General features: G+C 46.4%; 12 protein-coding genes. All 12 read left to right on the top strand.

The features are described 5' to 3' along the window. Positions 1-15 precede the first annotated feature (15 nt). The 12 genes from cobD to AC58UW_RS09135 all read left to right on the top strand — a co-directional run bounded on the left by cobD (position 16) and on the right by AC58UW_RS09135 (position 13,756). Positions 16-1,122 carry a threonine-phosphate decarboxylase CobD gene (cobD, locus tag AC58UW_RS09190; RefSeq protein WP_497420378.1) on the top strand — a complete coding sequence of 369 codons (1,107 nt, stop codon included), beginning with the start codon at positions 16-18 and terminating at the stop codon, positions 1,120-1,122. Continuing rightward, on the top strand, positions 1,115-2,713 hold the full coding sequence (locus AC58UW_RS09185) for a cobyric acid synthase (protein ID WP_497420377.1): 1,599 nt from the start codon (positions 1,115-1,117) through the stop codon (positions 2,711-2,713). Before cobD ends, AC58UW_RS09185 begins: the two co-directional genes overlap by 8 nt. Then, on the top strand, positions 2,710-3,279 hold the full coding sequence (locus AC58UW_RS09180) for a cob(I)yrinic acid a,c-diamide adenosyltransferase (protein ID WP_497420376.1): 570 nt from the start codon (positions 2,710-2,712) through the stop codon (positions 3,277-3,279). The genes AC58UW_RS09185 and AC58UW_RS09180 overlap by 4 nt, the downstream gene beginning before the upstream one ends. Beyond that, positions 3,276-4,217: an RluA family pseudouridine synthase gene (locus AC58UW_RS09175; protein ID WP_497420375.1), complete on the top strand. Its 942-nt coding sequence runs from the start codon at positions 3,276-3,278 to the stop codon at positions 4,215-4,217. The genes AC58UW_RS09180 and AC58UW_RS09175 overlap by 4 nt, the downstream gene beginning before the upstream one ends. 128 nt (positions 4,218-4,345) lie before the next feature. After that, entirely contained in the window at positions 4,346-4,711 is a 366-nt protein-coding gene (locus AC58UW_RS09170) for an arsenate reductase family protein (RefSeq protein WP_497420374.1), read from the top strand. A gap of 7 nt (positions 4,712-4,718) precedes the next feature. Then, a complete protein-coding gene (locus AC58UW_RS09165) occupies positions 4,719-5,816 on the top strand; it encodes a site-2 protease family protein (protein WP_497420373.1) in 1,098 nt (365 codons plus the stop codon). 32 nt (positions 5,817-5,848) lie between these two features. Next, entirely contained in the window at positions 5,849-7,024 is a 1,176-nt protein-coding gene (locus AC58UW_RS09160; RefSeq protein ID WP_497420372.1) for an aminotransferase class I/II-fold pyridoxal phosphate-dependent enzyme, read from the top strand. A gap of 90 nt (positions 7,025-7,114) precedes the next feature. Continuing rightward, a complete protein-coding gene (locus AC58UW_RS09155) occupies positions 7,115-8,251 on the top strand; it encodes a DNA sulfur modification protein DndB (RefSeq protein ID WP_497420371.1) in 1,137 nt (378 codons plus the stop codon). Further along, positions 8,251-9,426, top strand: coding sequence for a DNA sulfur modification protein DndB (locus tag AC58UW_RS09150; protein WP_497420370.1), 1,176 nt, complete (start codon positions 8,251-8,253; stop codon positions 9,424-9,426). Before AC58UW_RS09155 ends, AC58UW_RS09150 begins: the two co-directional genes overlap by 1 nt. A 137-nt stretch (positions 9,427-9,563) precedes the next feature. Beyond that, positions 9,564-9,755 carry a hypothetical protein gene (locus AC58UW_RS09145; protein WP_497420369.1) on the top strand — a complete coding sequence of 64 codons (192 nt, stop codon included), beginning with the start codon at positions 9,564-9,566 and terminating at the stop codon, positions 9,753-9,755. A 439-nt stretch (positions 9,756-10,194) separates the two neighbouring features. Beyond that, the gene (locus AC58UW_RS09140) at positions 10,195-10,422 is read left to right on the top strand and encodes a DUF7667 family protein (protein WP_497420368.1); all 228 of its coding nucleotides are present in this window, start codon (positions 10,195-10,197) and stop codon (positions 10,420-10,422) included. 85 nt (positions 10,423-10,507) lie between these two features. Then, positions 10,508-13,756: a glycosyltransferase family 39 protein gene (locus tag AC58UW_RS09135; protein WP_497420367.1), complete on the top strand. Its 3,249-nt coding sequence runs from the start codon at positions 10,508-10,510 to the stop codon at positions 13,754-13,756. The last annotated feature ends 70 nt before the right edge of the window (positions 13,757-13,826 follow it).

The following is a 13,826-nucleotide window of genomic DNA, read 5'->3' as shown; positions in this document are numbered from 1 at the left end:
GAAGGAGTGACATTCATGTTAGAACGCTACGGACACGGAGGGGATCTCTGGACGGCTGAAGAAACGTTCGGCCGGCCTAGAGATCAATTTCTCGATTTTAGCTCAAATATGAATCCGCTTGGTCCACCTCCCGTTGTAAACCAATTATTGATGGACGCATGGCAAGATATCGTGAAGTATCCAGATCCAGCTGTCCGTGAATTGCGTTACAAGCTGGCTCATAAATATGAAATCGGGGTGGAGAGCATCCTGGTTGGCAATGGGGCGGCAGAGCTGATCGATTTGACAGCGAGAGTATTAAAGCCATCGGTGACGGGGCTTGCGAGGCCGTCTTTTAGTGAATATGAGGAAGCGATTCACAAAACAGGGGGCAGGATTTACAATATCCCGCTGAGGCCTTCTCATCAGTTTGAGCTGCAGCAGCAGGATATGGAAGCCGCAATTTCGGCTGTGGATCTCTTTTTCCTAGGCCATCCCAATAATCCGACAGGTCGGTTGCTGCCACGCAACATCGTAGATAGTCTCTTAGAGAGTGGTTGCAGCTGTGTGCTTGATGAGGCCTTCATGGACTTTGTTCCAAATGAGCAGGAACACTCGCTGCTTAAGCTGGCTTCAACGAGCCGGAAGCTCATCGTTATTCGTTCGATGACGAAATTTTATTCGATTCCGGGGATTCGGCTGGGGTTCATGGTGGCGCATCCGGATGTGATTCGGGAAATCAGGCAGCAGCAAGTGCAGTGGAGCGTTAATTTCTTAGCTCAGCGTGTCGGTACGGCTGTATTGGATGAGGAAGAATTTGAGCTGGCGAGCCATCATTGGCTGCAGGATGAGAAGGTGTGGCTAACTGATCAGTTGCGGCAATTGGGCTTAGATGTAGTGCCTACGGAAGTGAACTTTGTATTATTTTCTTTTCCTACAGTGCTAGGCTTAACCGTGAAACAGGCACAAAAACATATGGGGCAAATGGGCATTTTGATAAGAGATGCCTCGCTTTTTGAAGGCTTGAGCGAACACTATTGCCGAGTCGCTATTCGGCTTCGCGAGGATAATGAGCGGTTAATCGAAGGGCTGCGGCAGACTTTGGCAGTTGTGGCTCAGAATCGAGGTCAATCTTATGACTAAAGCAGCAACATTAATGATTCAAGGCACAGCTTCAGATGTTGGCAAAAGCATTCTAACGGCAGCGCTTTGCCGTATTCTCGTACAAGATGGCTGGCAGACAGCGCCGTTCAAATCGCAAAATATGTCGCTCAATTCCTACGTTACCTTTGACGGGAAAGAAATCGGAAGGGCGCAAGGTGTTCAGGCGGATGCCTGCCGCATTTTAGCTACAACGGATATGAATCCTATTTTGCTTAAGCCGAAGCAGGACATGGTCGCTCAGGTGATTGTGCACGGCAAGCCTTACTCTGATTTAGATGCAAGGACCTATCGGGAATCGTACCTGCCGAAGGCGGAAGCGATTGTCAAAGATGCCTTAGGTCGACTGCGCAGCGAATACGAGATTGTAGTGCTGGAGGGAGCGGGGAGCCCTGCCGAAGTGAATCTGAAGGATCGCGATATTGTCAACATGCGTTTGGCCGGATGGGCGGATGCGCCTGTGCTTCTTGTCGCTGATATTGATCGCGGTGGCGTGTTTGCATCAATTGTAGGGACGCTGGAGATTTTGACGCCGGAAGAACGAGATCGTGTGAAGGGCTTTATTATCAATAAGTTCCGTGGGGATGTCAGTCTGCTGAAACCAGGCTTGGATTGGCTGGAAGAGAAGACAGGGAAGCCTGTGTTAGGAGTTATTCCTTATTTGCCGCAGCTAGGAATTGAGGATGAAGATTCCGCTTCTCTAGATTCCAAATGCATGCTGAAGAGGGCCCAAAGCTCGCCTGACAAATCAAAAGATCAACTGGATGTTGCGGTAATCCGCTTGCCTCGTCTTTCTAATTTTACGGATTTCGATCCGCTTCAGGAAGAAAAAGATGTTCATTTCAGATACATCACCCATCTCTCCGATTGGGGAGATCCCGATGTCGTCTTGCTGCCGGGAAGTAAGAATACGATGGATGATCTGCGGCACTTGAACGAGTCCGGCTTGGCGGAGCGAATCAAAGCATTTGCACAATCCGAGAACGGATGGGTCGCCGGTATTTGTGCAGGTTATCAAATGCTTGGCGTAAGGCTGCTTGATCCGCAAGGCTATGAATCCGATCATCCTGAGCTTGAGGGAATTGGGCTTTTGCCGACAGAGACCGTGTTTACACCGGACAAACGTACAGTTCAGGTGCAGGGAAGCTCTTCGCTTTTTACAGATGACGACAGCCGGATGTTTGATATTGATGGGTATGAAATCCATATGGGGCGGACACGGTTTTTGGAAGATGCCGTCATGCCTTTTCAAATTAAAGCGTATACCAATGATGAGGCCTTCTCCTTGGGTAATGAGCTGCACGGAGACGGAGCAGCCGTGAATCAGGGACGTGTTTGGGGGACTTATGTGCATGGGATTATGCATAATGATGATTTCCGGAGAGCTTGGTTGAACCGCATTCGGACAATGAAAGGGCTCACGCCTATTGACGGGGGCTTGCGCTTCAAAGAACGCAGAGAGTCCGCGTTCGATAGGCTGGCTGACCATGTTAGAAGTCACTTGGATATGCAGCGCGTTTATGAGATGATGAAAGTATCACAGCCTTGTCAAAGGGAGGACGTCAAAGAATGAAAATTTATACGCGTACCGGGGATGCCGGGCAGACAGGCGTAATTGGCGGTCGTGTGGATAAAGATGATGCTCGCGTTGAAGCATACGGAACGACGGACGAATTGAATTGTTATGTGGGTCAGGCGATGAGCTTTATGGACCCGGCCAAATATCCGGATTTACTGCCGGACTTGCTGCAAGTACAGCATGAGCTGTTCGATTGCGGCTCGGATCTTGCGCTGTTGAAGCAGGACTTACGCCCTTACAAAGTTACAGCAGCTATGGTGGATGCACTTGAGGCTTGGATTGATAAATATGATGCGGAAACGCCGGATATTACGCGATTCATCTTGCCTGGCGGCGGAAGCGTGTCCTCAACCCTGCATGTATGCCGCACGGTTTGCCGCAGAGCAGAACGCAGGGTCGTCACACTCGCACGCACGCAAGCAATTAATCCGGAAGTACGCAGATACTTGAACCGATTGTCCGACCTGTTCTTTACAATTGCCCGCACAGCGAACCACCGCGAAGGGATTGCTGATGTGGAGTATGTACGCAGCGCCGAGGTGTTTAGACGTAAATCATGAGCTATTATGAACCGCTAGTATATATGGTGCCGCCGGAGGATGAAGGTTTTCTTCTTAAGACGGTGCTGCAAAAAAGATTGATGGTTTCTCGCAAACTGCTGTCCCGCATTAAATTGACGGAGCAAGGGATTACTGTGAATGGCGTCAGACAGTACATTAACATCAAGGTGAAAGCGGGAGACCGCGTAGAGATCCGCATGGAGGAGGAAGCGTCCGAGGATATATTGCCGCAAGACCTTCCTCTGCATATTCTTCATGAAGATGAGCATCTGCTAATCCTGGCCAAAGATGCTGGGATTATCGTGCATCCCACGCATGGACATTACGTGAATACGATTGCTAACGGCGTTGTGTATCACTGGCAGCAGGCTGGCATTACATGTCGTTTCCGCCCTGTACATCGGCTTGATCAAGAAACATCCGGTGTACTGGCGATCGCTAAGACGCCTTATGTGCACCAGCAAATATCCGAGCAGATGATTGCGCATGAGGTGAAGAAGGAATATTTGGCCTTTGTATGGGGACGTTTCGAGGAAACGAAAGGAACGATTAATGAACCTATCGACCGCGATCCCGAACAACCGCATGTGCGTATCGTCACTCCAGACGGGTATTCGGCAGTCACCCATTATGAGGTCGTGGAACAATATTCGCAGGCAGCATTGGTTCGTATTTGGCTCGAGACCGGGAGAACGCACCAAATCCGCGTACATATGCGGCACTTAGGTCACCCGCTTATTGGGGACAAAATGTATACATTGCCCGAATTTGAGACGAGCCCGGCTGCAGAAGAGGCTGGTAAGCGGCTGAATCGTCAGGCACTGCATGCTTTTAGACTTGGATTTGTTCATCCTGGGACAAGGGAATGGGCAGAGTTTAACGCTCCACTGCCTGCAGATTTAGCTGGTTTACAAGCGTGGTTACAAAAAAATGACTAGTTTTACAAAAACCATCCAAATTCTAGGGTGGTTTTTGTTTGGAATAACTTGACTTTCCAATTAAATTAGCCCAAAATTTTAAGTAATTATGGATTAGCTTCCCACATACATAAAGGAGTCCTTACATCATGGGAGTAAAAGTATATTGTTATGATAAATGCGGCACGTGCCGCAGCATGTTGAAGTGGCTGAAAGCCCATAACGTCGATGTGGCAGAGAACGTACCGCTATTCGAAACGCCGCCTTCTGCAGGCGAATTGGCCAAGCTGATAAACGATAGCGGACTTGGCATCAAGAAGTTTTTCAACACCTCTGGTGAAGTGTACAAGGAGATGAATTTGAAAGACAAGCTCCCTGGCATGACGCAAGAGCAAATGCTGGAACTGTTAGCTTCTAATGGCAGATTGATCAAACGTCCTATTGTCACAGATGGTGCGAAGGTTACGGTTGGCTTTAAGGAAGCTGAATTTGAGGAAGCATGGGCAAAGGGGTGAGGTGAGGTTGGATGAGAAGCAGAAACCACCACGCAAAAAATCACCGCTAGCCATAGGCGGTTTCCTCGCGGTTTTGCTCTCGCAAGGAAAGCTGCTGTTGGCAGCTTTGAAGTTAGGCAAGGTCGGCGGGGCTGTCATATCGATGTTTATTACGATTTGGGCTTACGCTTATCTCGCACCGCTTCCGTTTGCTATTGGCATAGTGGTCATGATTCTAATTCATGAACTAGGGCATGTTTTTGCGGCAAAGTTGAAAGGGCTTCCTGTATCGGCACCTGTCTTTATCCCCTTCCTTGGCGCATTAATAACGATGAAAAAAAATCCGACCGATGCAGTAACCGAAGCTTTTATCGGTATCGGAGGACCTATTTTAGGGACGGTAGGGGGCGTTGCTGCATTTGCATTGGGCATATATCTGGATTCTCCAGTCATTGTTTCAGTAGCTTATGCTGCGTTTTACCTGAATTTAATTAACTTATTGCCGATTCATCCGTTGGATGGCGGTCGAATTGCAACTGCTGTCACCCGTTGGTTATGGATTGTGGGTTTAATTGGTGGTTTAGTTTTTATTTTTTATCTGGACCATTATGTCAATCAACTTATTTTCTTTGTCATCTGGGCGATGTTTGCCTGGGATTTGTATAAGAAATTTGTGAAATACAGACATAGAGAACAGTTGGTTTCAGTTTCCACCCGTTTTGAATTTGCTGCCGACCATTTACTACAGCAAGGGTATATCATCCCAGGTGAAAATCACACGCGTGATTTGGATTTTACGACTTACTCGGATTTACAGGGTGCAGGTGACGGCAGGCAAACAATTGTCATGTACTGGCAGGGAATTGGCTTTGAAGGTCAAGCTTATTTGCCTCAGCAAGCCTTGATTCGAAGAGTGCAGCTTGTCAAAGTAGACCGTTTGCAGAAAGAAAGCGGGTTCTATCTAGGACTGCAGGTACAGGTCGATTTTTCACCTTTAGGTATTCAGGAGCGATACTATGAGGTTCCGGCCAAAACTCGTTGGAAATTCGGAGCAGCTTATTTTGGGCTCATTTTGTTTTTACTTTATATGATAAGACTGGTTCATCAAGCAGGAATTATGGATTGACTGTTTAATACAACATAATGAGGATAACTATCATGACATTTATTGGATCAAAACGGCTTAGTCAGCTTGGATCGGCTATTTTTTCGGAAGTGGCAGATTGGAAGAGAGAGGTTATGAACCAAGGGGTAGACGTCATAGATTTAGGTATAGGAAGTCCTGACCTACCGCCGTCTGAACGCATTATTGAAGCCATTACAGAGGCAGTGCGTAACCCGTCTCACTATGGATATCCGACATCAGAAGGAAGCTTAGCTTTCCGTGAAGCGGTAGCTAGGTGGTACTATTTTCGATTCGGTGTAGAGCTTAATCCCGAGAATGAAATTTTAACGTTAATGGGTTCTCAAGATGGTCTTGCTCACTTGGCGCTTTCACTCTGTGATCCTGGGGATATCGCAATTGTTCCCGATCCAGGTTACCCCATATATTCGGCAAGTCTCGTGCTAGCGGGAGTTGAGCCTTACTTGCTGCCCCTGCGCGCTGTAAATGATTTTTTGCCCCAATTAGATGACATCCCAGTAGACGTGGCTGCCAAAGCGAAATTCATCCTGTTAAACTATCCGAGCAATCCGTTGTCTGCTGTTGCAGATCGTGCTTTCTTTGAGCATTTGATAGTCTATGCCAAGAAGCATGAATTGCTTGTCGTACACGATCTAGCCTACTCTGAAATGGCTTTTGATGGTTTTAAGCCGATCAGCATTTTAGAGATCGAAGGCGCTAAGGAGGTTGCTGTCGAGTTTCATTCTCTGTCCAAAAGCTTTAATATGGCAGGTTGTCGGATCGCGTTCCTAACGGGAAATGCGGCTGCGGTAAAGGCGCTGCGAACGCTCAAATCGAATATCGATTATGGCGTATTCGGTGCCATTCAAGCGGCTGGAATTGCAGCATTAGAGGAAGATATGGAACACGATCATTCCGTTGCCGGCGTTTATGAACGAAGACGAAATGTATTTATTTCGGCTTTAGCAGATGCCGGCTGGATCATACCGCCACCCAAGGCAACCATGTTTATCTGGGCACCCATTCCAAAAGGATGGACATCTCGACAAATTTCCCGGGAAATGCTGTTTCGTGCTGGCGTCGTTGTTATACCTGGAGACGCTTTCGGAGCAGAAGGAGAAGGCTTTGTACGAATTGCTTTGGTGCAGGATGAAGCCAGATTACTTGAGGCGGCAAGACGCATAGGCGATTGGCTTCGAACCGTAGAATGAAAATTAGAGATATTGGTAAAAATAGGAGAATGAGATATATATTAAATTTTTGCGCAAAATTAAACCTTAATAGTTGAAAGGGGTAAGCATATGGACGCCATTTCCTCATTATCAGAGCTCTTAGCCGAGCAGAAACCTTCATCGTTTGTAGAAATTCCTGGAGTCCTGGGACAGACGTTTGGGCAAGCGACAATTGCAGCTACATTACCTATGAGCAAATTATTTTCACTCTATGAAGTTGATTTAGAAGTTCAGCGTGCGATTATTCCACGCAATCTTTCTAAATTAATCGATTATGTTAATCTGTATTTGGAGAATCGCCAACCGATCTACTTCCCGGGCATTATCTTCTCGGCAAGAGGCGCGGGTCAATATGACGATGAGCAACAAGCCCTTCGTTTGCAGCCGATTGAGAAATTGTACGTGGTCGATGGTCAGCACAGACTGGCAGCGTTCCAACGCATTATGGAAACGTTGCAAAGCCAAATGGCACGTGCCAAAGATCGTCGGGAATATGAGAAAATGGAAGAGATCACAGAGAAGCTTCGTCGCTTATATGCCTTCCCGATTTCCACAATGACGTACTTGGACATTAACGCTCGTCAAGAGCGCCAATTGTTCTCGGACATCAACAAACTTCCTCGCAAGCTAGGCGGTAACTTGGCTGTGCTTCGGGATCAACGCAGGTTTTACCATGTTGCTGCAACGGAGCTTGCTTCCAAAGCCCCGGCTATGCAGAAGCTTACAGTCGATATGTTCTCTGAACGCGGCAAGTCGCCTGAGTATTTGTTCTCTTATCACTTGCTGATTGAAATTTTGGTTGCTTTGTTCGAAGGCAGGATGAAGTCGGCTGCCCGGAATAATGGTTACCAATATGAGGACAAAGATCTGCAGGATTTGGTCTCCTTAGCGGGAACCTACTTTAACGGTTTGCTGAATCATTTGGACGAACCAGCCAAAGGTGAAATTGTTTGGAGTGAAAATATCCAAATTGCCCTTGCTTTGTTTATCCATGAAGAAGCTACGAAAACAGGTAAATTCAATAGGTATGCGCTTGAGCATGCTTTGAAAATACTTCCTCATGTGAATTGGAATGGGATCTATGCGGGAGACGAGAAGGATCGTTTGCCTAGACGTACCCGTATCATGAAAGCTTATAATTTCATCAAAAATTTCTATACGGAACAGAATGCTTTCCTAATCAGCGATAAGGAGGATGTGAGCTAATGGAAGGATTACGACTTAAAATGACGATTCATCCGTTTTGCGAGAAATTCGGGCTTTCAACCGTAGCCTTGCGCGTTCAGGATTTGCTCAATTATACGATGATCGACCCTATGGTACAGCGGAAGCTCAGCAATATGCAGCGGCGCAAAATTTCCACGTATTTGCAAGAACGCGAGCTGGATCATGTCTTTTTCGGTCCGGTTACGCTCTCACTGCGTGAAGTGAATCAATTGTCCAAAGGTGAGAAAGAATTTTTGCTGAAGCATGGCTCAAAGCTTTCTATCTTGGACGGACAACATCGAATCCTTGCGCTTGGTTATGTGAATGAGCAAATGCAGAAGGAAGTTCGACGCTACGAGAAGAAGCTGGTGCTTCTGAAAATTAAGCAGCGCAAGATGCCGCAAGATGCGGATATTAAACAAGAAGTTGAAGAGACGGAAGGCACGATCAATCAACTGGAGAGCAGACGTCTTGATTTAATGGAGACACAGCTTGCCGTGCAAATCTACATTGGTTTGACGGAGGAAGAGGAGCAGCAGCTGTTTGGCGACATCAACTCCAAAGTGCAGCTGGTGAGTAAAGAGCTTGGACACTCCTTCGATTCCATTGACCCTCTTAACCTGGTCATTCAGCAGGTTGTTGATCATAACGTGTACCTCAAAGCTGTCGGCGTAGAGCGACGCAGCAACTTGACGTCATTTAACCGCAATTTCACTTGCTTCAGCTGGTTATATGCGACAGCAACAATGTTATTTTCAGGCAGAATGCAGCCGTCTTATGAGCTTCAGCGCAAGATTCGCCACGATCCTTCGACGTATGTGGAGATCCTGCACCAGTTCTTCAATACGTTATTGCCGATGATGCCGGAGCAACCAGGTCTCGCGCAATACACTTCAGCAAATCGGGTTATCCAAGAAAGCATCGCGCTCTATTCGAACCGATTCTTATTCCCGAACGGGCAATATAATGAGGAATGGACAGATTGCTTGCAGATTCTTGAAGGGTTTGACTGGTCCCATGAGAATGAGGAATTGATTTACGTCTTTGGCGCATTGGATAACGGTAAAATCAACCTGATTCACGAAAAATCATTGAAAAAGCATGTAAAGCTCGTGCAATTTTTCCTCGAAGGCACAGACTCAGACAGTGCGTCGGAAGAAGAATCAACAGCCTAATAGGCTAGAAATAGAGCCTTTCTCTCTCAACAGATGTTGGGAGAGGAAGGTTTTTTGTGTTTTTGGGATGTTCGTCCAATCCAAAAATAGAAGAATAGAATTATATAGAGTAGATAGATTGAAAGGAGGGAATTACGATGGGTTGCAACGTTTATGCTATTTTGGCTAATGTAGGACTTGGCACGGTAATTACGATTCATGCAGGTACTACCCCGAATCATACGGGGAAATTTGTTGGGATACAAAATGGTAACGTCGTTATCGTTGCTAGTTGTGGAACCGTTTATTACTATCCGGTTGGTAGAATATCGGTTATTCATATCCCATAATCTACGAAATATACGAATAGCTACCATCAATCGTCTATACCAAAAAGAGTCGCTAGAATACTATATACTATAAAGTTTGAAAGGAGGAGAAAACGATGAGTTGCTCCGTATATGCTACTTTGTCTCGAATCAGCCTTGGCACAGTCATCACGATCCATGCAGGTACTACTCCAAACCACACAGGTAGATTTCTAGGTATTGAACATGGTAACGTTGTTCTTGCAAGTAATAATGGTACTGTATTCTTTTTCCCAGTTGATAGAATCTCCGTTATCCACATTCCTTAATTAAAAAAGTTTGAAGAGACTGTCTCGAATGGTCAGAAATGATCGGATGGACGTCTCTTTATTTTTTATAAGAGCCCGCTTGTTTCAGCGCTCCCAACTTTGTCCATACTGCATAATGTTAGCAGCTTATCGAGCAGGAGGGTCTGGGAACCATGTTGGCCGTTCATCAACGCATGGCGGAGTTATGGACATTACGCAGAGCGCGGGAGTTAACGCGAGCAGAGCAGGATGAGTTAATGCTGTGCATGGAAGCTAACGCGACATATGTTTGGAACCGATTGAAACTAGAAAATTTATCGCTTTGCGCCTCGCTTACAGGAGATTACGAATGGCTGCATGATATATGCGAGCGCATTGAAAAGATTGAACCTAAGCACTGACCAAAAGGGGTCGGTGCTTTTTTCCTTTTCTGCTAGAGAGTGGACGAGTATAATGGTAGTAGTCTAATTTCTAAGGAGATGCCTCATGGTAAGCTGGATCAAGCAAGTGGGCGAAGCGCCCTATAAATTCTTACTTCTGGGTTTACTGCTACTGACAGCGCTATTCATAAGACTATATCTTGCACCGATCTGGATGGGCTATGATACGGATGTCCGAACCTTCCTGGCTTGGTCCGACCGTGCCTATACGGTTGGTTTGTCCGGCATGTATACCAACGCCAAGGAATATTTCCTGGATTACCCGCCAGGCTATATGTATGTCCTGTATGTTGTAGGCATGCTGCACCACAAGCTCTCTATTCCTTGGGAGAGCGGTCAATCGTTATTACTGCTGAAATTGCCTGCCATTCTGGCTGATATCGTTACCGTTTATTTGTTGTTTCGTCTTGCGTCAAGTCGGAAGGACGGAGCGCGAACATGGCTGCAAGCCATTGGGTTAGCTGCGTTGTTTGCCTTTAATCCTGCAATTTGGTCGAACTCCGCGATTTGGGGGCAGGTTGATTCGTTTTTTATGCTATTTATTGTGGCGACATTTCTGCTGCAGCAGCGCGGGAAGCTGCCTCAAGCTTCCGTGTTTATCGCCTTAGCCCTATTGCTTAAGCCGCAGGCGCTTCTTTTCGGCATTTTTCTGCTCATTGATGTTATTCGCAAGCGCAATCTGATGGTATTTCTGCTGAGTGTGCTCAGTGGCATGACGACGATAGCGGTCGTTGCACTTCCTTTCGCCATTGGAAGAGGTTATGGGTGGTTGATTGGGCTTTACTCTGGCACTTTGGCCTCTTATCCCTACGCTTCCCTGAATGCGTTTAATCTCATGGCGCTCTTAGGCGGTAATTTTATCGATATGAAAAAGAGCTTCCTGCATCTTTCCTACGAAAGTTTGGGTTTAGTGCTCATGGTACTTTCGATTTTGTACACTTGCTATTTATATATCCGCAGCAAAGGTCAAAAGGGTGCTGTTTTATATGTGGCATTTTTATTTATCACGGCTGTTTTTATGTGCATGACCAAAATGCATGAACGTTATTTGCACTACGGCCTGCTGTTAGCTCTTACGAGTTTTATTTATATTAAGGATCGCCGTATTCTTGGTCTGTTTATTGGATTTAGTTTGACTCATTTCATCAATATCGCGGACGTGTTGCTGCGAAGCTTTCATCAAGATTATCATATTCCGCGCTATGATCCGTTGATGTTGGCTGTATCTGCCATCAATGTTATATTATTTGTTTATGCATGTATTTTGGGATGGAGGCTTTTCGTGCAATCACAACAAGAACTGAACAATCAGGATGACCCCGTCCCGATTCCAAAAGTCCCGACCACGAACAAGTGGAACGAGCGCTGGAATGCCATTTTCAAAGAGAGTCAGGATGGGATAGAACGAAGCGCGAAGGGACGTTTTTTCACTAAAAAAGATGCGTTGTACTTAGGACTACTGGTTGTCATTTACACCATTATCGCTTTATTCCATCTAGGCGGACACAAGGCGCCTACTACTTTTTGGAAGCCGACAACTTCGGGGGAAACCGTTATTGCTGACCTTGGCAGTTCCCACAACATTACAAGAATTAACACCTTTGCCGGTGTTGGGGAAGGCTCCTATTCCTTCTGGTTCTCACAAGATGGCCAGCAGTGGCAGGATCAGATCGCTGTCAAATCAGATCATACCAAGGTCTTCACCTGGAACACGGTAGAACCGATGAAAGATGCACGTTACGTTAAAATGGTGATTGACGGGCAGGAAAGCGCACCGCTGCATCTGCATGAAATTGGTATTTTCGGGGATGGCAGCTCGACCATTTTACCGGTTACTGACATGAAGGAACTAGATGTTAAGCCGGCGGACGAAGGAAGAACAGCGAATTTATTCGATGAGTCCAGCGTAGTGCCATACACGCCTACTTACATGAACGGGACTTATTTTGATGAGATTTATCACGCAAGGACGGCCTATGAGCATCTTCACAAAATAGAGCCTTATGAAAGCACGCATCCGCCGCTAGGTAAAGTGCTCATGGCGATCGGCATTTACATATTCGGACTAAATCCGTTTGGATGGCGAATTATTGGAACGCTGTTTGGGATCGGCATGATTCCCGTTATCTATGTGTTTGCGAAGCGGATGTTTGGCCGTTCCGAATATGCTTTTATCGCTGCATTCCTCCTAGCGTTTGATTTTATGCATTTTGCGCAGACTCGTATTGCTACCATCGATGTTTACGGCGTATTCTTTATCATGCTGATGTTCTATTTCATGTACCGTTATACGACGCTAAGCTTTTATCGTGAAAAGCTGTGGACCACCTTGATCCCACTTGGGCTGTCCGGACTCTTTTTCGGAATTGGCGCTGCCTCCAAATGGATCGTAATCTACGGCGGTGCAGGCCTTGCGCTGCTGTTGCTCTTATCTTTATTGGAGCGTTATAGCGAATACCGATTCGCTCGGCGCTTATTGCAGGAGGATGCTTATAAAGAGCCACCTCAGCTTCAGTCGGATGCAGATGATTCCGTACAGCACATCACATCTTTGGATGAGGCTGAGGAGGCTGCGAAGCCGGCTCTGTCAGATTCAGAGCGCAGCCGGCTAATGCTTGTGCAGAAACTATTTGCAAAACATACGGTCCTTACTCTCCTGTGGTGTGTACTAATGTTTGTTATCATCCCTTTAGGCATTTATACGCTATCGTATATTCCTTTCATGATGGTTCCAGGACCTGGGCATCAGTTGAAGGATGTTGTCACTTATCAGGTGCACATGTACAAGTATCATAAGGATTTAGTGGCAACTCATCCGTTCTCTTCCCCTTGGTGGGAGTGGCCGATGATGCTGCGCCCGATCTGGTATTATCAAGCCAAATTTATGCCGCAAGGCATGTTGTCGAGCATCGTTTCGTTCGGAAATCCACTTGTTTGGTGGCCTGGTTTTGTAGCTGTGATCTGCTCGTTCTATGTGGCAGTGAAGCGGAAGGATAAGCTGCTTCGCATGCTGCTAATCGCTTACTGCTCACAATACTTGCCATGGATGCTAGTGCCGAGACTGACTTTTATTTATCACTACTTTGCCATGGTGCCGTTCCTGGTGCTCATCCTGACCTACTATATCAAAGATTATTTGGAACAGGGTCCGCTGCATAAAAGAAGATGGGTTTACGGCTATTTAGTAGGCGTATTTGTCCTATTCGCTCTGTTCTATCCGATTCTTTCGGGTATGATGATACCATCGAGGTATTCCTTCTTCCTCCGGTGGCTGCCGGGCTGGAATTTCTTTTAAGGAAAGTGGTTGACGTGCCTGACATGCGATGGTAAGATAATTCCAAGTAAAATACTATGAATTAAAAGTC

It is taken from the genome of Paenibacillus sp. J22R160 (genome assembly GCF_059692135.1).
The sequence above is the reverse complement of the archived record's forward strand: the minus strand, read 5'-3'. Positions and strand labels throughout refer to the sequence as shown.

Coding starts and splice junctions, on each gene's coding strand:
- AC58UW_RS09185 (WP_497420377.1), top strand. CDS start 1,115: ATGACTAAAGCAGCAACATTAATGATTCAAGGCACAGCTTCAGATGTT.
- cobD (WP_497420378.1), top strand. CDS start 16: ATGTTAGAACGCTACGGACACGGAGGGGATCTCTGGACGGCTGAAGAA.
- AC58UW_RS09145 (WP_497420369.1), top strand. CDS start 9,564: ATGGGTTGCAACGTTTATGCTATTTTGGCTAATGTAGGACTTGGCACG.
- AC58UW_RS09180 (WP_497420376.1), top strand. CDS start 2,710: ATGAAAATTTATACGCGTACCGGGGATGCCGGGCAGACAGGCGTAATT.
- AC58UW_RS09150 (WP_497420370.1), top strand. CDS start 8,251: ATGGAAGGATTACGACTTAAAATGACGATTCATCCGTTTTGCGAGAAA.
- AC58UW_RS09135 (WP_497420367.1), top strand. CDS start 10,508: ATGGTAAGCTGGATCAAGCAAGTGGGCGAAGCGCCCTATAAATTCTTA.
- AC58UW_RS09160 (WP_497420372.1), top strand. CDS start 5,849: ATGACATTTATTGGATCAAAACGGCTTAGTCAGCTTGGATCGGCTATT.
- AC58UW_RS09155 (WP_497420371.1), top strand. CDS start 7,115: ATGGACGCCATTTCCTCATTATCAGAGCTCTTAGCCGAGCAGAAACCT.
- AC58UW_RS09175 (WP_497420375.1), top strand. CDS start 3,276: ATGAGCTATTATGAACCGCTAGTATATATGGTGCCGCCGGAGGATGAA.
- AC58UW_RS09170 (WP_497420374.1), top strand. CDS start 4,346: ATGGGAGTAAAAGTATATTGTTATGATAAATGCGGCACGTGCCGCAGC.
- AC58UW_RS09140 (WP_497420368.1), top strand. CDS start 10,195: ATGTTGGCCGTTCATCAACGCATGGCGGAGTTATGGACATTACGCAGA.